The organism is Pseudoalteromonas sp. G5_S1_54_S4 (assembly GCF_054968565.1).
The window spans coordinates 1-19,939 of record NZ_JBQKUL010000058.1 but is presented as its reverse complement, the minus strand read 5'-3'; the positions used below and the strand labels follow the sequence as shown (position 1 = coordinate 19,939).

19 protein-coding genes and 1 tRNA gene are annotated in these 19,939 nt (G+C 40.4%); 10 read left to right on the top strand and 10 right to left on the bottom strand.

Features of this window, described 5'->3' with window-relative positions:
* Positions 1-67 precede the first annotated feature (67 nt).
* From ACTRWE_RS16975 to ACTRWE_RS16950, 6 genes are all read left to right on the top strand, one after another.
* A complete protein-coding gene (locus ACTRWE_RS16975; RefSeq protein WP_105935176.1) occupies positions 68-640 on the top strand; it encodes a Spy/CpxP family protein refolding chaperone in 573 nt (190 codons plus the stop codon).
* 10 nt (positions 641-650) lie between these two features.
* Positions 651-932 carry an SHOCT domain-containing protein gene (locus ACTRWE_RS16970; RefSeq protein ID WP_105935177.1) on the top strand — a complete coding sequence of 94 codons (282 nt, stop codon included), beginning with the start codon at positions 651-653 and terminating at the stop codon, positions 930-932.
* Positions 933-989: 57 nt separating this feature from the next.
* Positions 990-1,160: a hypothetical protein gene (locus ACTRWE_RS16965; protein ID WP_462880375.1), complete on the top strand. Its 171-nt coding sequence runs from the start codon at positions 990-992 to the stop codon at positions 1,158-1,160.
* Positions 1,147-1,380, top strand: coding sequence for an ArsR/SmtB family transcription factor (locus ACTRWE_RS16960; protein ID WP_462880379.1), 234 nt, complete (start codon positions 1,147-1,149; stop codon positions 1,378-1,380). The genes ACTRWE_RS16965 and ACTRWE_RS16960 overlap by 14 nt, the downstream gene beginning before the upstream one ends.
* 18 nt (positions 1,381-1,398) lie before the next feature.
* On the top strand, positions 1,399-1,605 hold the full coding sequence (locus ACTRWE_RS16955; protein ID WP_462880374.1) for a hypothetical protein: 207 nt from the start codon (positions 1,399-1,401) through the stop codon (positions 1,603-1,605).
* Between the two features lie 1,707 nt (positions 1,606-3,312).
* Positions 3,313-5,970, top strand: a complete 2,658-nt coding sequence (locus tag ACTRWE_RS16950) for an ATP-binding protein (protein ID WP_033102834.1) — start codon at positions 3,313-3,315, stop codon at positions 5,968-5,970.
* A 3-nt stretch (positions 5,971-5,973) separates the two neighbouring features.
* Here the strand turns inward: ACTRWE_RS16950 and rimI are convergent, their stop codons facing one another.
* From rimI to guaB, 5 genes are all read right to left on the bottom strand, one after another.
* The gene (rimI, locus tag ACTRWE_RS16945) at positions 5,974-6,438 is read right to left on the bottom strand and encodes a ribosomal protein S18-alanine N-acetyltransferase (protein ID WP_462880377.1); all 465 of its coding nucleotides are present in this window, start codon (positions 6,436-6,438) and stop codon (positions 5,974-5,976) included.
* Positions 6,425-6,709, bottom strand: coding sequence for a hypothetical protein (locus ACTRWE_RS16940; protein ID WP_010387704.1), 285 nt, complete (start codon positions 6,707-6,709; stop codon positions 6,425-6,427). Before ACTRWE_RS16940 ends, rimI begins: the two co-directional genes overlap by 14 nt.
* A 64-nt stretch (positions 6,710-6,773) precedes the next feature.
* Positions 6,774-6,850: transfer RNA gene (locus ACTRWE_RS16935), tRNA-Trp, on the bottom strand.
* A 145-nt stretch (positions 6,851-6,995) separates the two neighbouring features.
* Complete coding sequence (guaA, locus tag ACTRWE_RS16930) at positions 6,996-8,573, bottom strand: glutamine-hydrolyzing GMP synthase (RefSeq protein ID WP_010387703.1); 1,578 nt, start codon at positions 8,571-8,573, stop codon at positions 6,996-6,998.
* A 104-nt stretch (positions 8,574-8,677) separates the two neighbouring features.
* Positions 8,678-10,147 (bottom strand): IMP dehydrogenase, encoded by a 1,470-nt coding sequence (guaB, locus tag ACTRWE_RS16925; protein WP_008110278.1) that lies wholly within the window; start codon positions 10,145-10,147, stop codon positions 8,678-8,680.
* 134 nt (positions 10,148-10,281) lie between these two features.
* Here guaB and xseA point away from each other — a divergent pair, with 134 nt between their 5' ends.
* A complete protein-coding gene (gene xseA / locus ACTRWE_RS16920; protein ID WP_462880373.1) occupies positions 10,282-11,616 on the top strand; it encodes an exodeoxyribonuclease VII large subunit in 1,335 nt (444 codons plus the stop codon).
* 15 nt (positions 11,617-11,631) lie between these two features.
* On the opposite strand, the gene ACTRWE_RS16915 is transcribed toward xseA, so the two are convergent.
* Together ACTRWE_RS16915 and cysE are read right to left on the bottom strand one after the other, a co-directional pair.
* Positions 11,632-12,276 (bottom strand): hypothetical protein, encoded by a 645-nt coding sequence (locus ACTRWE_RS16915; RefSeq protein ID WP_462880372.1) that lies wholly within the window; start codon positions 12,274-12,276, stop codon positions 11,632-11,634.
* A gap of 17 nt (positions 12,277-12,293) precedes the next feature.
* Positions 12,294-13,112 (bottom strand): serine O-acetyltransferase, encoded by an 819-nt coding sequence (gene cysE, locus ACTRWE_RS16910; protein ID WP_010387694.1) that lies wholly within the window; start codon positions 13,110-13,112, stop codon positions 12,294-12,296.
* A 316-nt stretch (positions 13,113-13,428) separates the two neighbouring features.
* Between cysE and ACTRWE_RS16905 the strand changes: the two genes are divergently transcribed.
* Together ACTRWE_RS16905 and ACTRWE_RS16900 are read left to right on the top strand one after the other, a co-directional pair.
* Positions 13,429-13,836 carry a hypothetical protein gene (locus tag ACTRWE_RS16905; protein WP_350608227.1) on the top strand — a complete coding sequence of 136 codons (408 nt, stop codon included), beginning with the start codon at positions 13,429-13,431 and terminating at the stop codon, positions 13,834-13,836.
* A 1-nt stretch (position 13,837) separates the two neighbouring features.
* A complete protein-coding gene (locus ACTRWE_RS16900) occupies positions 13,838-14,152 on the top strand; it encodes a helix-turn-helix transcriptional regulator (RefSeq protein WP_075169747.1) in 315 nt (104 codons plus the stop codon).
* A gap of 72 nt (positions 14,153-14,224) precedes the next feature.
* Here ACTRWE_RS16900 and ACTRWE_RS16895 read toward each other — a convergent pair whose 3' ends face one another.
* Positions 14,225-17,107, bottom strand: a complete 2,883-nt coding sequence (locus tag ACTRWE_RS16895) for a M16 family metallopeptidase (protein ID WP_462880370.1) — start codon at positions 17,105-17,107, stop codon at positions 14,225-14,227.
* A gap of 233 nt (positions 17,108-17,340) precedes the next feature.
* Here ACTRWE_RS16895 and ACTRWE_RS16890 point away from each other — a divergent pair, with 233 nt between their 5' ends.
* Positions 17,341-18,297, top strand: coding sequence for a methylenetetrahydrofolate reductase (locus tag ACTRWE_RS16890; RefSeq protein ID WP_008110265.1), 957 nt, complete (start codon positions 17,341-17,343; stop codon positions 18,295-18,297).
* A gap of 264 nt (positions 18,298-18,561) precedes the next feature.
* Here the strand turns inward: ACTRWE_RS16890 and ACTRWE_RS16885 are convergent, their stop codons facing one another.
* Complete coding sequence (locus ACTRWE_RS16885; RefSeq protein ID WP_462880369.1) at positions 18,562-19,020, bottom strand: hypothetical protein; 459 nt, start codon at positions 19,018-19,020, stop codon at positions 18,562-18,564.
* Positions 19,021-19,116: 96 nt separating this feature from the next.
* On the bottom strand, positions 19,117-19,939 hold an 823-nt coding region (locus tag ACTRWE_RS16880), incomplete at its 5' end, for a hypothetical protein (RefSeq protein WP_462880368.1).

Here is a 19,939-nt window from a genome sequence, read left to right as displayed (position 1 = left end):
GGGGTGAAGGTGCCCCATCAACCATTAAATCCGTATACCCAAATTTATTTAAAAAGTGGAGTAAAAGATGAAAACTAACAAATTGACAACAGCAGCCTTAACCCTCGGTCTTACTTTTGGAGCCGCCTCATTAGCACTGGCACATGGCAATATGCAGGGCAACATGATGCAAGGTTGCAGGGGGATGAATGGCAACATGATGGGTGGCAACATGATGGGTGGCAACATGATGGGTGGCAACATGATGGGCGGCAACATGATGGGCGGCAACATGATGGGCGGCAACATGATGATGGGAATGTTCTTCCAGCTGGATCTAAGCACTAAGCAACAGCAAGAGATCCAGGCTATTATGACCCAAGCAATGGCGGGCAGGCAAGTGATGATGGCCAATATGCCAGCATATATGGCGGAATGTCAGGCATTAACCACGGCACCCACCTTTGATGAAGCTAAAGCCAGAGCAATGCTCGCAAAGCGCCAAGGGGTGATGAGCGAAAATATGCTTACTATGTTAAAAGCCCGTCACCAGGCCTATCAGCTATTAACACCGGCACAACAGGAGCAATACTTGATATTGATGCAACAAATGTCTGCCAATATGCAAAATATGATGGGTAGCCAATCACAACATTATTAAGGTGAATAATATGAACGCTATGCACTCTTCTGGCTATTGGGGCAATGGTTGGTGTGATTTTGGGCTTTTTTTTCCGGGACCGTTTGGCATGATATTTTCGTTATTACTATGGACTGTCATCATATTAGCCTTGGTTAAATTAGTTCAGTTGTTACTGAAAAATAAATCCCAACAAATCAACAGTAATAAACCAGTTAACAGCCTTGAGCTTTTAAAGGAGCGTTACGCCAGAGGCGATATTGACGAAGAAACATATCAAAAAATAAAACAAGAGTTGCTCTCACGCTCTTAAACCAAAACGTTCTCTCATTGCTCTGGCGGTGAGGGAATTCATATCAAGGAGATAATTGTGGGAAACAACCTGGGAATTTGTACTGAATGTCGCAAAGTCAAGCTAAAAATAGCCAAGGCCAAAGCGTCAATTGCAGCAGAAACAGACTTAATGCAAGCAACTGAATTATTCAAATTACTGGGTAACCATTCTAGGTTGAATAATAATTTTGAGTGTGCAACAGGTTGAATTATGTGTAAACGAAATTGCAGAGCTACTACAGCTGTCTATGTCTTCTACCAGTCAGCATTTAAAAATATTGCGGGACAATCAATTATTAAAATCTCGCTCAGAAGGAACCCAGTCTTTTTACTCTATCGGCAATGAAAAGATCGGCACTATAATAAAAATGGCCCAGCCTGGGAGTGAAATGGGACCATTTTTTGATAAAAAACTTGAACTCATTTAATACCCTGATAGCCTAAAATTGTTGTTAAAAGGAGCTAACAGTATTACTTATATTGCAGGTCTTTGTTGGCCAAGCATGACGTATGCTGCAGAGCCTTGTCAGATGATGCATGACCAAGCGATGGATAAACAGTCTAGCCAAATGGCTATGATGGATCACTCATCAATGCAGATGAGCGATAGTACGACATCAGATAATAGCCCTGCCACTCCAATCAATCAGTAATAGTTATTTCCACTGCTCTATGTAAAGCCGATACCCTGCATTCATGATACTCAGCCTCTGTTTTTGGTATTCAATTACCTTTCTTACTCGTTGTTTTAACTGGGTGCTTTACGCGTTCGGATATACTACAATTATCTTCTTGCTTATTGCTCAAAAAGAAGGAAAATTAAATGATAAAGAGCACTTTTAGAATTCAGGTTAGTCAGAGGATAATCTGAAAGACGGTTAAATCGAACAGTACCAGTACCATCACTCTCTCCCGTTTTATACCAACACTAATAGCAATATTATCAGGAAAAACGTGTAAATTGGACGAGCGGCGCTTTACGGTACCAAGCCCCAAATCTCAGTGATAGCTATTCAAGTTCACTTAAATAGTCTTTATAAGTATATTTAATCCCATATGTCCTATATATAGATTTTCTCTATAAATTTTATTCACAATCCTGCCCTCCTAAAAGCCCTATTCACTATCCATAAAAGAAAGAGGCTCAGTCCTCTTTCTTCTCATACTCCTCCAAATCTTCAATGTGCCACAGCTTGTTTCGTGTATTTCGGTTGATACGAGGTTGCGGCAAGCTGCCATCTTTTATTCTTCGCCAGAGCGTCGTATAGCTAATGTGGTAACGAGCCATCACTTCGTAAGATGTTAGAAAAGGGGTTACCTGGTGCGCTACTGCTGTCATCTGCATTCTCCTGAAAATCAATGTAAAGCTATCATCGCCTGATTCATCACTTGTTGATGGTCAGAAAGATGCATGATTTGTTCAGAAGATCAGCCTTATCGAAACACGAATGTTGCTATTAGGTACTTTTCAGCTCAAACCTATGAATAACAAGAGCTACAAGGCGGTTTGTGTCATGAATAGCAATCAACACGCCTAACGAGAAAAATTTGTACACACTGTTTGTACACTCGCAACAATGACACATCAAAAACCACAATGACGAACCCTTTAAATTCATAAACTTATAAACAAAAAACTAGAGATGATCGCATTTATTCCGCTTTTGTAATGTCGAAACCAAAGTACCAAAAGCAGGAAGTACTTTCTTCATCAAACCCAGTAAACACAAGGCCTACAGCCAGATTTGTGTCATGGAATTTTCACCAAAGGCCTCTAAAACGGAATTTGTACTCAAGTTTGTACACACTTTCCGAGGTTACGCTTGAACATCATTGAAAAGCAAAGAAACGAGAAAAAGACAAAAAGCCTTTAAATTCAGTACGTAGAGATGTGATTGTGGTGTGCAATGAAAGGTGGTTTTAAGCGTTGAAAGGCTGGGCGGCATCAGGATGCGAGATGATCGCAAAGGTACGGCGTTTATTAATTTCGCTAAGGAGATTTTGGTCTGCCATTAAAAAGGTTCTTTTAGTTAATATACGGATGTATTTGTATTTTAGTATGCTGAGCTTTCAAGGCTAAAAACAAGCTAACCTAGAAAGCGCAACATACCCCAACAAGAACCCAAATTAGCTCTTGTGACGCTATCCGTTAAGTTAATCGTAATTGAAGACTATTTTCGCTGATCTTGGCTTTATAAACAATCAATGGTTGGTTATTAACGGATCTTTTTTAAGTTTGGTGTTTTCAGCGATTATTAACAATAACGCTATAAATTGCCCACTAACTTAATACCAAGCTTGAGTAATGGTTCTGTAAATCATATTATTGTTCGATTACATGGAGGATTTGATGTTGGGTAATGAAAACCAGTAAGCTAAGTATTCGATTATTATGGTATATAACTCCACTGGTTATACTGCCGTTGTTATTTTTAGGTGGGTTTACGCTCACTAATGTAACTAACTCTACGCAAAAACAAGCTGACTTGATCATGAGTCGCTTTGTAGAGCAACAACAGCAAAAAGTATTTAACTATATAGACTCTTTTCATGCAACGGCTAAGTTACTCTCTGCTTCACCGGTACTAAGTGACTTTTTAGCTAAAGATTTATTTGAAGACGCCAGCTATACCTATCGCCTTGGCGCGTTAATGGACGTATTTGCCAGTTACAGTGAAGCCTACCCTGACATTATTAGTATTAACTTAGTCTCAAAAACCGGTGAAAGTGATGCCTATTACTCCAGTAATTTAACTGTCGCGCCAAAGTCTTATCCGTTTTTTGACCAAGTCATACAAAGCAATTTAAGCCAGCAGCAGTTTATGGTGCAAAAAGAAGACGGCACCACCAACTTATATTTTGTGCAACGCATATACAGCGTTGACTACTATTTAAAACGTCCACAACAACTTGGTTTTATTGTCCTTAAGGTCGAACCTTCGATTTTAAACACCAGTATTTTAGAAGCCCCTTATAACAACACCTTAAATTTACTGCTCGCCAATGATGGTAAAATTTTATTTAGCTCTGATTACAAAATGCGTGGCCACTATGTTAGTGAGTATGAACTTAATAAAATTAATGACCTAGCTGATATTGGCAGCTTATCAACCATTGAGCTTTCGAGCGTTGATAAAATAGAACGATTGATTTTCGCAGCCCAAATGAGTGGCGGCTACTATTATGTGTCGACCATTCCTAAAGCGGTACTGTATCAATCAGGTAAAGCAATTAGTGTCATCACTGGGCTAATTGTAATTATTTCTGTGATCACCCTACCGATCTTAATTTTTATTGTGGTGCGCAATTTACTGCTTAACCCAATTGAATTACTAGGTGAAGCAAGTCATCGCGTTGGTGATGGCGACCTTTCAGTCACACTGCCTGCTTATACAACCGATGAGGTAGGCATACTGTTTAACGACTTTAATCACATGATTAACCAAATTAAGCACTATCAGGAGCAGCTAGAAGAATATAAGCATCACTTAGAAGACAAAGTAGAGAGCCGTACTAAGGCACTTGAATCAATGAATAGTAAGCTTGAAACAGCCATCGCCCAAGCAGAACAAGCAAACCAGCTTAAAAGCCGCTTTTTAGCCAATATGAGCCATGAAATTCGCACTCCGCTTACAGCCATTATGGGATTTACCGAGCAACTACTGCATAGCGATAAGAAAACAAACGATAAACATCATTTAGGCACTATTCTTCGTAATTCAAAACATTTATTAGAGCTTATTAATAACATCCTCGATTTATCAAAAATTGAAGCCGAAAAACTCGCTGTTGAGCAAACGCCGTTAAATGTTGTACAACTTATTCATGATGTTGAATCAATCATTAAACCTCTAGCACAAGAGAAACAGCTTTCATTTACAATTAATTATTCGCTACCATTACCACATACCATAAATAGTGACGTTACTCGTTTAAAACAAATACTGATTAATATTGCCAGTAACGCAGTTAAATTTACTGAGCAAGGCCAAGTAACAATTACGGCAAAGTTTCAAGCACCAAAAATTCTTACATTTATAGTTGAAGACACCGGTATAGGCATGTCGGCAAACCAAATAAGTCGATTATTTACGCCATTTGAACAAGCTGATGCCACAACCACACGCCGATTTGGTGGTACAGGATTAGGGCTATGTATTTCAAAAAATTTGGCTCAGCTGCTCGGTGGCGATGTCAGCGTAACCAGTGAAGTGGGTGTGGGTAGTTGCTTTACTATCGATATAGATTGCCATTTAGGTAATGGGCTTAGTAGTAACCTGTTTTTGACTGAACACTCTCAGCTATCACCCGAAAAAGACCCGCAACTTTCTTTTGCAACCAATAACTTTGATGCGCATATTTTAGTGGCAGAAGATAACCCCGATAATCAGTTGCTGATAAAATTACTCCTTCAAACATGGGGGTTAGAGCCTGATATAGCCAATAATGGCGCACAAGCAGTAGAAATGGCACTAGTGAACGACTACCAGCTTATAATCATGGATATGCAAATGCCGGTTATGGGCGGCTTAGAAGCAACTAAAATGCTCAGAGATGCCGCCTACGATGGCCCAATTATCGCCCTGACCGCAAATGTCATGAACCATGATATAGATACTTACCTTGAAGCAGGCTGTAACAAAGCGCTTGGTAAACCCATTGATAAAGACGCACTAGAAAATGTATTAGTCAGCTATTTACACCTTGAACGCGATAATCAAAATAAGTGGGATAGCTTATTAAAAAGTGAGAAATTTCAGCAAATAAATGCTAATTATTTGGCAAGTTTACCTGATTACTTAAAGCAGATAAAAACCCTTTATAACAACCAAGATTGCGAAACACTACGCGCACTTGCCCACAGTATTAAGGGCAGTGCTGGTTGTTTTAACTTTGATGATATTTACCATAGCGCATCAGCGCTTGAGCAAAGTTTAAAAGGCAATGATATGACTCAAAGAGAAAAACGCGTTGTAGAACTCATTACAGCAATAGAACAAGCCATCGCTAATAAGTAATCATTAAAAATTTAAACCCAGTGCCATGCCCATTAAAATCGCATCTTCAAAGCCGTTTTTATTTGGCGCATCGCTGGGGTAATAATTTTTACGTACTGACATTTCAATAAAGCCCGCACGCTCATACAAAGCAATCGCCCGCGTATTAGACTCTCTCACTTCTAAAAATAAGTTTTCGGCACTGTGTTGCTCGCCGTACGCTATAAACTGCGTTAATAACTGCTTAGCAAATCCTTGTCCCTGAAAGCTCGGGGCGACACAAATATCCATTAAGGTAAAATCGGGCCCTGCTTTTTCACCAATGTAAAAGCCTATCATTTGCTCTTCATCGAACGCCGCTAAATTAAAATAGCGCCCCTGCAAACACGACTGCATTGTTTTTAACGTCCAAGGGTGTGTATGACAGGCATTTTCAATGGCCATCAGCTCATTGATATTCTCATCGGTAACCGACTTAAAGTGTATCAAGGTGTTCACTCATTAAAGCCCATAACGCACGTTTTTGCGCACAGGTTAGGTTAGAATCAGGCAGGCCTAATTGTTGCTCACTAAACTCAATGGTTGATGATTTAACAATTGAGTTTATTGTTACAGGCGCAAAGGCACGCTCAATATCATCTTTTAATGTATCACAGAGTATTAACGATGAAGTCGCTGACAACTCAGCTTGAGCTGGGCGAAAGTGTTGATTAAGTTCAAGCTTTTCTATACCAAAAACAGATGCGTAACGTGAATGCATAACAACTCGATGGATTAGTAAGATGAATAATATAGGAAGTAATCAAAACGATGTAAAGAAGAAATGGCAGGGGCGGAGAGATTCGAACTCCCAACCGTCGGTTTTGGAGACCGCTGTTCTACCAATTGGAACTACGCCCCTGCAATGACGATGAATTATAAAGACCTTTTGACAAAGGTAAAGTAAAAAATCAACTTTTTGGTTTGTTTGCTTTTTAAATAAACAAAACGGCGAATTAGCATGCTAATTCGCCGTTAGTTATTACGAAATTACAGTAAAGGGAGGATTATTCCCATTCGATAGTGGCAGGTGGTTTTCCTGAAATATCGTAAACAACGCGTGAGATACCGTCGATTTCGTTAATGATACGGTTAGAAACCACACCTAAAAACTCATACGGTAAATGTGACCAACGTGCAGTCATAAAGTCGATGGTTTCTACACAACGAAGTGAAACAACCCAATCATACTTACGTGCATCGCCCATAACCCCTACCGACTTAACCGGTAAGAATACAGTAAACGCTTGGCTTACTTTATGATAAAGCTCTGCTTTGTGAAGCTCTTCAATGAAGATAGCATCCGCGCGACGAAGTAAGTCACAGTACTCTTTTTTGATTTCGCCAAGTACACGCACACCTAAACCAGGCCCTGGGAATGGGTGGCGGTAAAGCATGTCGTACGGTAAACCTAGCTCTAAACCAATTTTACGTACTTCATCTTTAAATAACTCACGTAATGGCTCTACTAAGCCCATTTGCATATCATCTGGTAAGCCGCCCACATTATGGTGCGATTTAATTACGTGCGCTTTACCAGTCGCTGAGGCCGCTGATTCGATTACGTCAGGGTAAATTGTACCTTGGCCTAACCATTTTGCGTTTTTAAGCTTTTTAGCTTGCTCATCAAATACATTAATAAACGTGTGGCCAATGGCTTTACGTTTATCTTCTGGGTCTGATTTACCTGCTAAGTCATTTAAAAATTGATCTTCGGCATCTACTTTAACAATGTTTAAGCCAAACTTATTGCCAAACATATCCATAACTTGCTGGCCTTCGTTTAAACGAAGTAGCCCGTTATCAACAAATACACAGGTTAGGCGCTCACCAATAGCACGGTGAATAAGCATAGCCACAACCGATGAATCTACACCGCCTGATAAGCCTAAAATAACTTCGTCGTCACCTACAGTTTCTTTGATACGCTCAATGGCGTCATCAATGATTTTTGCCGGCGTCCATAATTTTTCACAACCACAAATATCAATAGCAAAACGCTCTAGTAAACGTTGACCTTGATGTGTGTGCGTTACTTCTGGGTGAAATTGTACACCGTAAAAGCGCTTTTCTTCGTTAGACATTGCCGCATGCGGGCAAGTAGATGTTTTAGCAGTGGTTTTAAACGTATCTGGAATTTCCATTACTTTATCACCGTGGCTCATCCACACATCTAGTACACCATTGCCGCCATCAGTAATATGATCTTCAATGGCATCAAATAATGCACAGTTACCCACTTTTTCAACTTGTGCGTAACCAAATTCTTTTTTATCTGAGCTATGTACACGGCCGCCAAGCTGTGTTGCCATAGTTTGCATACCGTAACAAATACCAAGTACTGGAACGCCTGCATTAAATACATACTCAGGAGCACGCGGGCTGTTTTCAAGCGTAGTTGATTCTGGGCCACCAGAAAGGATAATACCTTGTGGGTTAAACTCGCGAATTTGCTCTTCGGTTACATCCCAAGCCCAAAGCTCACAATAAACACCAATTTCGCGTACGCGACGGGCGATTAACTGCGTGTATTGTGAACCAAAATCTAAAATGAGGATTCGTGAATCGTGAATGTCTTTGCTCATGAAATATCTCGTAAAGTCAGGTGCTAAACGCCACCAGCTTAAGCTGTGTGACTATATTAGGGCTAACAAAGGTTAGCCCACTTATTTCAAGTTGTTAAGGCTGATTAGCCTAAACGGTAGTTCGGTGCTTCTTTAGTGATTTGCACATCATGAACATGCGACTCACCCATACCAGCAGAAGTTACACGTACAAACTGTGGTTTAGTGTTTAACTCTTCGATTGTGGCACAACCGGTTAAGCCCATTGCACTGCGAAGACCACCCACTTGTTGGTGAATAATTGTCGCAATTGGCCCTTTATAAGCAACACGACCTTCAATGCCTTCAGGTACTAACTTGTCAGCTTGGTTTGATTTTTGGAAGTAGCGATCTGATGAACCTTCTTTTTGATCCATCGCACCTAGGCTACCCATACCACGGTAAGACTTGTAGTAGCGACCTTGATAAAGTTCAACTTCACCTGGTGCTTCTTCAGTACCCGCGAGCATAGAGCCAACCATTACACACGATGCACCCGCAACGAGTGCTTTTACAATATCACCAGAAAAACGAATACCGCCATCGGCAATCACTGGAATATCGCGACCTTTAAGGCCTTCGACCGCATCTGAAATGGCTGTTATTTGTGGTACACCACAACCAGTAACAATACGTGTAGTACAAATAGAACCTGGGCCGATACCTACTTTAACAGCATCAACACCGGCATCTGCAAGGGCAATAGCACCTTCGGCAGTTGCCACGTTACCCGCAACAATTTGTAAGTCTGGGTAAGCTTGACGAGTCGCTGCAACACGGTCAATAACACCTTGAGAGTGACCATGAGAAGTATCGATTAGTAGTACATCAACACCGGCTTCAACTAATGCAGCAATTCGCTCATCAGTGCCTGCGCCAACGCCTACCGCAGCACCTACACGTAAACGACCTTGCTCGTCTTTACATGCATCTGGTTTGTCTTGTGCTTTTTGGTAATCTTTTACGGTGATCATGCCTTTAAGTTTAAACGCATCATCAACCACAAGAATCTTTTCAATGCGGTGTTCGTGCATTAAGCTTAAGATATCTTCGCGAGCAGTTCCCTCTTTAACCGTTACTAGGTTTTCTTTTTTCGTCATCACTGTTGAAACCGGCTGTTCAAGCTTAGTTTCAAAGCGCATATCACGACTAGTTACAATACCTACAAGGTTATTTTCGCTATCGGTGACAGGAAAACCTGAGAATCCCTTTTCCTGAGACAATTCAACGGCATCTGCAATAGTCAGATCGGCGGTTACTGTAACAGGGTATGAAACAATACCTGCTTCATAGGTTTTAACTTTACGAACATTTTTCGCTTGTTCTGCAATGGTCATGTTTTTATGAATAAAACCAAGACCACCTTCCTGCGCGAGGGCAATAGCTAAACGAGCTTCTGTAACAGTATCCATAGATGCTGAAATGAGCGGCAAGTTAAGTTTGATACCACGCGTTAAGCGAGTTGAAATATTTGCCGTATGTGGCAAAACAGTAGAATGACCAGGTACTAAAAGTACGTCATCAAAGGTAAGAGCTTCTTTAGCGATTCTAAGCATTTTGGCAACTTCTCACATGTGGATCTAAGATAAGGAATTGCGGCCAAATTTTAACAGCGTTGTAGGCACTAGTAAATAATATTTTGTATTTATTTATGATAAGCTAGATTTATAAATGTTTTTTGGTAGTTTTTATGTTTTCTAAGCCCTCGCAAACGGTTTATACCGTATCTCGCCTTAATCGTGAAATACGTGCCCTACTTGAACAAGGTTTTGCGTCTTTAGTACTCACTGGTGAAATTTCTAACTTTATTGCGCCTGCTTCTGGGCATTGGTATTTTTCGTTAAAAGACGATAAAGCGCAAATTAAAGCCGCCATGTGGCGAGGCAATAATCGCAACCAAAGTTACCGACCAATTAACGGCGCACAAGTAACCGTTAAAGCACGTGTATCTTTGTACGAACCCCGTGGTGACTACCAGCTTATTGTTGAACATATGGAGCCTGCCGGCGAAGGGCAACTTAAGCAAGAGTTTGACGCGCTAAAAATGCGTTTGGCTGCAGAGGGCTTATTTTGCTCCGCTTATAAAAAGCCCCTGCCCCAAAACATAAATCGCATAGGGGTGATTACCTCACCTACAGGCGCCGCAATCAAAGATATTTTAACTGTTTTAAAGCGTCGTGCGCCGCAATTAGAAGTGGTTATTTACCCTGCGATGGTGCAAGGCAAAGAAGCGCATGGCCATTTAATCAAGCAAATAGAGCTGGCAAATTTACGTAATGAAGTCGACGTTATCATTCTCGGACGCGGTGGTGGTTCATTAGAAGATTTATGGTGCTTTAACCATGAACAACTTGCTCGTGCTATTTATCAAAGCTCGCTGCCCATTGTGAGCGCTGTTGGACATGAAATAGATACCACGATTAGCGATTACGTTGCTGATGTACGTGCAGCAACTCCTTCTGCAGCCGCAGAGCTCGTAAGCCCCAATACACAAGAGCTACATAATAGGGTTAATCAGTTAATTAGTCGTTTAGCGAATGCATTTAAACACGACATTGCCGATAAACGTGCACTGGCAACTCAGCTACAGCATCGCTTAAATTTGTGCCACCCGCGCAATCAGCTAAACCAAAAGTCACAACGCTTAGATGAGTTGAGTATTGCACTGCAACAGGCAATGCGTCAGCGTTTATATCAACAAGAACGCGTGTTAGCTAATTTAACACCCAGACTAATGCGCCAATCACCAGATAAAAAGCTAGCAAATGCAAACCATCAGTTAGCCCAGCTCCATGCAAGGCTAAATCAAGCGATGCAGCAGCAACTACAACACGCAAATAATACGCTTGCCTTACAAGCAAGTCGGCTTGATTCGGTCAGCCCCCTTAATGTCCTAGCACGTGGTTATAGCATTACTAAAACAGCGCAAAATAAAGTGGTTAAATCAGTGGAAGATGTAAAAGTGGGTGATGTGTTGATCACTGAGTTAGTAGATGGCCAGGTTATTTCAAAGGTAGAAGCTTAGCCATATTGCTAAGCGCTAGCCTTGCGTACTAACAGTAAACTCAATACGGGCATCGTTAGATTGAGATGCACTGAGTGTAAATTGCTGCCACCAAGGTTCAAGATGAAGCTTATCGTTAAGCTCGCGCCATAATTTAGCACCATAATTAACGGCATGTTGGTTTATGGTAAGCTCAAACTTACAAATTGTTTGCTTACACTTTAGCGCTGTAAGCTCAGCGCTATCTGCAAACTCATTAATAATTAAAAAGTCAGTTAACGCGACTTCAAGCTCGTAACTCCATTCGAGATTATCAGCCTCTTGCTCAAACTGTATTGCGAGCTCATCATCAAGCTCTACACTTTCTAATTGATTTAACTTTAGCTGTTGTTGAGACTGCTTAAGCTGGATTGATTTTTTTTCAAGCCGCTGATTAAGCTCAACCACATGTTGTGCTAGCTGAGTTTGTTGATCAGCCGCTTGGGCTTTATTGACCTGCACTAGGCCTTGCAAAGAAGTTGGCTGATTATTGACTTGGGTGTTAGCCGAAGAGATTACAGCTTGTTTGGGCGCTGAGGAAACACGAGTGGAATCTTTAAAAAACAAAAAGTAACCACTTGCTAACGCCACGCCTGAAGAAAAACAGAGCAGCATAGCCACAAGGTTACTTTTATATATCATTTCTAGGTACTCAAAAATTAAAGCATTGCACTGGTGTGCGATTCGTTTTCTGGCTCGGGATATTCTAAAAAGTTTTGGTTCATACTTTCTGCCGGGCACTCACAATCAGGGCGACCAATAATTTTTGCAGGTACGCCAACAGCAGTTGTGTGAGGCGGCACAGGGCTTAATACCACTGAACCTGCACCAATACGTGCGCCCTCGCCCACTTCAATATTACCCAACACTTTAGCGCCCGCACCAATAAGTACGCCCGCTCTAATTTTAGGATGGCGATCGCCTTGCTCGTTACCCGTACCACCTAATGTAACCGATTGTAATATAGATACATTATCTTCAATTACAGCGGTTTCACCAATAACAATACCGGTGGCATGGTCAAACATAATGCCTTGGCCTACTTTACATGCAGGGTGAATATCAACCCCAAACACCTCTGAGGTACGACTTTGAATAAAGCGCGCAAGCTCTTTACGGTTTTGTTGCCATAAGCAGTTAGCTAAGCGGTGTGCTTGTATCGCATGAAACCCTTTTAAATTTAAAATCACAGTAAGATAGGTTTCGGCGGCAGGGTCACGGTCTTTTACTGCTTTAATATCATGAGCAACATGTGTCAGCATGCGGTCACACTTTACAAATGCTTGGTCAAACAACTCACGGATTGTAAAAGCAGAAACCACAGCATCAGCTAGTTTATTAGCAACAATAAAACTCAATGCCGACCCTAAGCACTCATGATTTAAAATACACGAATACACATGGCTCGCTAAAAGGGGTTCACGAGTTACTACTTCATTTGCTTCACTACGAAGCTGTTGCCAAATTTCATGACGCATAATAATGCCTTAAGTTATTACAAAGAGCCTACCGCCAATTCTAACGGATTTAGCCGCCTAGGTGTTAATCCCTTCGTTATTTGTTCTAGTTATTAGATATAACTAGGGTTTAGATTACTTTTTCAAAGCCATACTATATGACAGCTAGGCAGGTTTAACCATTTGTGCAAAAATAAAATAAGTTAATAAAAATCAGTAAATAACAACATATGACAGCACGTGTGTCATGTGCCAAAATAGCCACTGGCGTACTGCTGACGGCGTAAAAAATAATAACAAACGCTAAATTAGCATCATCAACTCAACAAGGATAACGATGATGAAAAACGACATATTAAATACAAAAAAATTAGGCTATAAATTTTACTTTCAAGATGGCGATAATCAAATAGCCTGTTTTGGAAGCTACTTCACAGGTAAAGAAGAAGTCTATATTAACGATGACTTAGTTAGCAGCAGACGCAGTGTTAATATAAAAAGCTCACACAAATTTGATTTTGAAAACTCGCAGTACCAAGTAAAGTTTGACATGCTCAACATACTGACAGGACGACTTGAATGCACTCTTTACAAAGATCAAGAAGTGCTTGCCAAGCAAGTTCAAAGTAGTCTTCCTAGCGATCCTAAAAAAGCGGCTTTTTTTATTCTAGGCTGCGCGTTAGGTGGTGCAGTATTTGGCTATACCACAGCAACAGTCGTAGAGCTAATTGTAGGGAAACTTTAACATGCAATTAAACCCTACAACGGTAAAGTCGCTTAGGCACACATTCGATTGGACACAACAACAGCTTGCCGATGCCTGCGATGTAAGCTTACGAACTATTCAACGGGTAGAAAAAGAAGGTGCAGCCTCAAAAGAAACCACCATGGCCTTATGTGCGGTATTTGAAGTACGCCAAGGTGAGCTTATTAAGCTTGATGAAAACAACCAAAATGATGCCAATAACAGCCCATCTAAAAGTTTTATTGCTGGTTTAGTTATTAGCTCTGTTATTAGTTTTGCCCTTGGTGCAGCCTCAGTACTTTTAGTAAGTAACTAATAAAATATAAAAATGCCCCAATGCTTACGGCACAGGGGCATTTTTTAGTACTTAAAAACTTAAGAACTTAAATTATTGAAATACTTTATCCACTTTCACTACTTCAATATTTTTTGCAGGAATTGCCAGTTTATAATCAGCAATTACCTTATCTTCAGCCACTAACTCGGCAGGCTTATCGGTGTTATACACCATAGGCGAGGTTTGCATAGTTGCTAAACGTTTTTGCATATCTTCACCATCACCGGTAACAAACACATAGTGAATATTCTCAGTTTGTAGGTTATCTTTAATCACTCGATTTACATCGTCAACAGTCAATGTTTTCAGTTTGCTTGTGACGTAGTTTACAAAACTATCGGTGTTATAAAACTCGCTATCTAGCGCATAACCTAACTGGCGATTTTGACTAGCAACCATTTGTGGCACAAAGTTAATTAAAAAGTTACGCGTGGCTTCAAAATCTGCCTCGGTCATACCATTTTTAATTAGCTTATCTAGCTCAAATAATGCGGTACGGGTTGCAAAATGCGCATCGTTGTTTGAGCGCAGTGGACGCAGCCACACTTGGAATATTTGCTCAGAGCGCCCTAAGTTTGCATCAGGTTTTGTTTGAAACATACCTCTAGGGAAGTATTCAATGTAGGCGTAATCACCGTAATTCATGCCACGCGTTTGACGAATACGTTCGTACAAGTAACTGTTAGAACTGCGATGCTCACCAAAATACGAACGCACTAGCCACAATGCGGTCCAGTCTTCGCTGCTACGAATGGTATCAATAGGGAACCCGAACGACACAGCCGTTGATTGCGCTGACTTTTCAATAATCGTTGCATGATGACCTTTAAGCTCTGGCGCATCAGGGATTGTTAAGCGGCTTTGCTCACCTTTAGGGAGCGTCGCTAGGTCAGCTAACATTTGTGTTTTAAGTTTTGTAGGGACTGCACCAATTAAACCCACATTAAGTTTAGCTTGTGTAAGTTCAGCATTATAAAACGCTTTAACATCATCAAGGGTCAGCGCTTCTAAATCTGATAAGTCACCGTAGTTATAGCTTTCATAAGGGTGACCTTTATAAAGCACACTGTAGAGGACTTCTTTACCCAACTCTTCGTCGTTAGAGGCTTTTAAACCCGATTTAATGCCATCGATCATTTCTTTTTTCAGACGTTTAAAGTCATCTTCTCTAAAGCCTGGGTTTAGAAGCTGCTCACTCACTAAAGCATACCACTGAGCTGCATTATCTTTATGAATACGCCCTTGGAACGACAGCATTTCTTTATCTATTTGATAACCAAAACTACCCGCCAGCGGGTACATTGCCTTTTTAATTTCTTTGTAACTCATTGAGGTTGAGCCACCTTGCGCCAGCATTGCGGCAGTGAGTGCTGCAACCCCTTTTTTACCCTGCGGATCGGCAGCGGCACCGGTATTAAATAATAAATTAATATCGATTAACGGCGAGCTATTAGTTTTATCAAGCACCTTAAAGATAGGCTTACTCGGTACTTGCTGATATTTTGCTACCAAGGCATTTAAGTCGCTTTCTTGTTCAAAACCAGGGGCTTTATCAAGTGCCGACATAGTAATTGTGGTGCGCGCATTATCAACAAAATACTTATTGGCAACGGCTCTAATATCTTCGCTAGTGATATTGTCTGCCGATTTATACAGCTGATTAATTACCTCAGGATCGCGCTCAAAATGCATATAGCTGGCAAGTGTAGAAGCAATTGCTTGCGACGAATCTAAACCATTTATAAAGCTGTATTTAAGATTAGACTTTAAATCGCTGAGTTTTTGGCTATCCACCAACTCAATGCGTGCTTTGGCATACGTACGGTTTATAGCATCACGCACTGTGGCTAAATCATCGGCATTTTCAACTTTTACAAATACATGCAGTAACCCTGGATCTTTAGTTTCTGGGTTATAGGTAAACATTTGACTCGCGATTTGCTTTTCTACTACCAGCTCTTGGTAAATATCTGAATTGCTCGAAAAATAAAGCTGCGACAGTAAATCTAATGCGGCTCTGTCTTTTTTCTGAGGCTCCCATGCAGCGCCTTTATACGACACAAGTAGCCAATGACCTGGTAACCCTTCGTTTTGCTCATGCACATATTTTGGCGCTTGTTGAGTTGGCTCTTTTGGAATATCAGCAACATAGTCGCCTTTTTGCCAGTTACCCCAATGCTTTTTAACCATCGCCATGGTCTCTTTTGGATCAACATCACCAACAATCACAAGCGATACATATTCAGGCTTATAAAACTTATCAAAAAACTCTTTACCGTAGGCCATTTGATCAGGCATGGCTTCAATGTCTTCAAAAAAGCCCATAGTAGTGTGTTTATAGGTATGTTTATCGAACGCTTCTTGGCGTACCGCACTTAATAATTTACGAATTGGACTGGCGTTATTTTTTAAGTACTCGCCTTTAACGGTAAGCGCTTCGGTTCTAAATTGCTCTTCGGTGTAGCTTAAATTTTGAAAAATATCAGCTTCAATCTCAAGTACTTTATCAAGATGCTGTTTTGAAAAATTTAAGTGGTAGTTAGTGTAATCGTTAGTTGTGTAGGCGCGGTTATCAACTCCTGAATTTTTTAGAATATCTGAATACACATCTTGCGGAAACTTTTCAGAGCCTTTAAACATCATGTGTTCAAAAAAGTGAGCAAAACCAGTTTTACCCGCTTCCACTTCATTTCGCGAGCCAACAGATACCGGTATTTGTAGCGATACTACATCTGGGTAATCGGTTTTAACTACCATCACACGCAAGCCGTTATCTAGCTCTTCTAATAGGTAATCTTGTGAAAAAACACGCTCATCTGCTTTATTAACTTGTTCTTGTTGAGCTGCTGTTTGCGTGTTTTGACTTTGCTGCATAGCACAACCTGTTAAGGCCAGCGATACCGCTAGGCTAGTTGCCAATAATTTAAATTTCATTGTTATCCCTTTTTAAATTGAGCAATTTTTAAAACATTTACCAAACTAAGTATGCCGTAAAGCAATTAAATATAAGAGCCCTAAGCCTATTAATTATGTAAACAACTGTGTCAGTTATTAACTATGAAAATAATTCACGTTAGTTGAGAAACTTTCAACAAATAAATCTATCTAGACGTCTAAATGGCTGCTATATTAAATCCATCATCACAAATTAAGCTGGAATGAGGATTATGGCTTTATCACTTCAAGAAAAAATACAGGACACCAACCAAGGTGTTTACCTAATTGGCACAACACCTCCAAAAATTGGGACTGATAAAGCGCAATTAAAAGTCATTGCCGAAAAGTTATTAGGCCGTTTACACGAAATTGAATATGACGGTGTGATTATTTATGACATTCAAGATGAAAGCAGCCGTACAGAGCAAGCGCGTCCATTTGCATTTAAGCAAACAGTTGATCCGCGCGAGTACAGTCAACTCTTACGAGGCTTATCTGATCTTGATGTAATTACTTATAAAAGTGTAGCTCAGCGCGGTGTGAGTGAGTTTAAAGCGTGGTTAGATGAAACTAAAAATGACTACGATTTAAAAAACGTGGTGTTAGTGGGCAGCCCATCATCAGCAGGTGATATAAAGCTGAGCTTACCGAATGCCTATAAAACACTGGCAGAGCAGTCTGAAGATTTCTTTTTAGGTGGTGTAACCATTGCTGAGCGCCATGCCAATAAGCGCAACGAACACCAACGCTTAATAGAAAAAACAGCACAAGGGTGCCAGTTTTTTATCTCTCAAGCCGTTTACAATGCACAAGCAACCATAGATTTAATAACCAGTTATGCGCGCACATGCAAAGCACAAGGCCTGACACCTAATCGAATTATATTAACCTTTACGCCTTGTGGTGGTGAAAAAACCTTAGAGTTTATGCAGTGGCTAGGCATCTCAGTGCCAGAGGCAACTAAATGGCGTATGCTTGATTCGGAAAATACATTAAGCGAATCGGTGCGTATTTGTCGCGAAAACCTCGACTCAATTTTAAAAAGCTGTGCCCACTTAGGTGTGCCGCTGGGTTTAAATATTGAAAGCTTAACCAACCGTAAAGAAGAAATAGACGCATCAATTAACTTATACCGTTTATTAAAAGCAACAATGGAACTCAACCTAGCGGAGAAACTAATAGCTTAATTGCGGGGTTCGGGGTTCGGGGTTCGGGCAACAATAATAAGCGACATAGAATAAGCCAGTTCAAGTAGTTAGCTTCGTTTATTTTAATAAGTACTAACTTGAACTGTCAGGTTTAAACTGTAGGACTTTATCAAACCTGAATTTCGGCAAAGTGCCATGAGAAGACGTTCGTAACGCCGTTTTAAACGGCGAGAAACAGTTTGCTAAAATGTGAAACGAAGTGGAACCGAGCAAACAGTTACGAGTCCGACTTGAAAACCTTTGTTATACAGTTTTTTTGAGTAGTATATCGATCTCTTTTTCTAACGTAGCCAAATAATCTCGTTGATCACCGGGCTGATAGTTTAACTGCTCAGGGTAAATTATTTGGTTTGTTATGAAGTTTGAATATGTTTCATATTTAGATATTGCGGCATTTAGTTTGGCTGTATTTAGAGCCATTTCCACCTGTTTTTCTTGAGCTATAGCCGACTTAGCTAGTTCGCTTCTTGTTAGTGACAGCTCCTCACGTTGCAATTGTAATTCTTTTGATTGCAAAATTATTGTATAGATCATACCTGCGAAAGCAAAACCTGCAAATAATGAGTTAATTGCACTAAATGTGGTAGAGAAATCTTTACTAGCTTCCCAAGAACCAAAATTATATAAAATCAAAGCTCCGCAACCAGCGCCTAATACAGCAACCCCAAATACTATGAATAGAAAAGTAAAGACTTTTTTCAACGGAAACCCCTACTGTATAACGCTTGCCTAACCGGCGAAAAATTAGCGGCGAAGGAGCGCAGCCTGCTGTTTTGCGTCCTTTGGTTTAGGCACTTGTTAGCTTTTTTTGGGAAGAAGAGCAAACTCATAATTTCCTCTAGGTATGTATTTTGAACCACAACTGCTACAACCAAACACATCTAAGTTTCTAATAGTAAGCTCAGGAATCACAATATCTTCATTACAACATTGGCACTTAATATCGTAGGTTTTGCAGTTAAAAGTAACTTTATTATTTGTTTTATCGACTTTCACTGAGAATAATGCTCCGCAGCGGTTGTTGCTGCACTTGCGAACTTCTCCATCTTTTGCCTTAAGCAAAGAAAAGGCTATATCCTGCTCACAGACTGGACATTTTTGTATATCAACACCTTTAATACTAATAAGAAAATTAGTGTTTATATATTCTTTTAGCTGTTCTGCAATTGTAAGAGCAGCACTTCTTACATCTGTTGAATCTACAAAGGCTGCTTTTTTAGGCTCCACTAAATGCAAGAAGCTACCCAGCTTATTGTAAGTCTTATTTAACCAGCGAACAGGAGGTAGCTTTTGCTCACCTAAAAACAGCCAATCGTCTTTCGGTGGCTCTTTCGCGTTTGATAAGTTTATTTCAACAACACAATTTGCTCCCGTTAATGAATCAAATTCGGACAACATTCTTAGTGCTTTATTTGGCTGCCAAGTTTCGATAATTGAATTTGGCAGCCCATCTATTCCGTGAAGAAGTTTCTGATATACAATCGCTTCAATGCAAAATCTAAGTTCGAGACAGGCGTATATATGATCAGTTGCATTATTAGACTTAAGCAGAACCATTGCCCTATTTAAGTACATCTGCTTGTCATAAATTTTAAATACCGACATGATTGCCTCGAAAAGC

Coding starts and splice junctions, on each gene's coding strand:
- ACTRWE_RS16975 (WP_105935176.1), top strand. CDS start 68: ATGAAAACTAACAAATTGACAACAGCAGCCTTAACCCTCGGTCTTACT.
- ACTRWE_RS16970 (WP_105935177.1), top strand. CDS start 651: ATGAACGCTATGCACTCTTCTGGCTATTGGGGCAATGGTTGGTGTGAT.
- ACTRWE_RS16950 (WP_033102834.1), top strand. CDS start 3,313: ATGAAAACCAGTAAGCTAAGTATTCGATTATTATGGTATATAACTCCA.
- ACTRWE_RS16940 (WP_010387704.1), bottom strand. CDS start 6,709: ATGCATTCACGTTACGCATCTGTTTTTGGTATAGAAAAGCTTGAACTT.
- guaA (WP_010387703.1), bottom strand. CDS start 8,573: ATGAGCAAAGACATTCACGATTCACGAATCCTCATTTTAGATTTTGGT.
- guaB (WP_008110278.1), bottom strand. CDS start 10,147: ATGCTTAGAATCGCTAAAGAAGCTCTTACCTTTGATGACGTACTTTTA.
- xseA (WP_462880373.1), top strand. CDS start 10,282: ATGTTTTCTAAGCCCTCGCAAACGGTTTATACCGTATCTCGCCTTAAT.
- ACTRWE_RS16915 (WP_462880372.1), bottom strand. CDS start 12,276: ATGATATATAAAAGTAACCTTGTGGCTATGCTGCTCTGTTTTTCTTCA.
- cysE (WP_010387694.1), bottom strand. CDS start 13,112: ATGCGTCATGAAATTTGGCAACAGCTTCGTAGTGAAGCAAATGAAGTA.
- ACTRWE_RS16905 (WP_350608227.1), top strand. CDS start 13,429: ATGATGAAAAACGACATATTAAATACAAAAAAATTAGGCTATAAATTT.
- ACTRWE_RS16900 (WP_075169747.1), top strand. CDS start 13,838: ATGCAATTAAACCCTACAACGGTAAAGTCGCTTAGGCACACATTCGAT.
- ACTRWE_RS16895 (WP_462880370.1), bottom strand. CDS start 17,107: ATGAAATTTAAATTATTGGCAACTAGCCTAGCGGTATCGCTGGCCTTA.
- ACTRWE_RS16890 (WP_008110265.1), top strand. CDS start 17,341: ATGGCTTTATCACTTCAAGAAAAAATACAGGACACCAACCAAGGTGTT.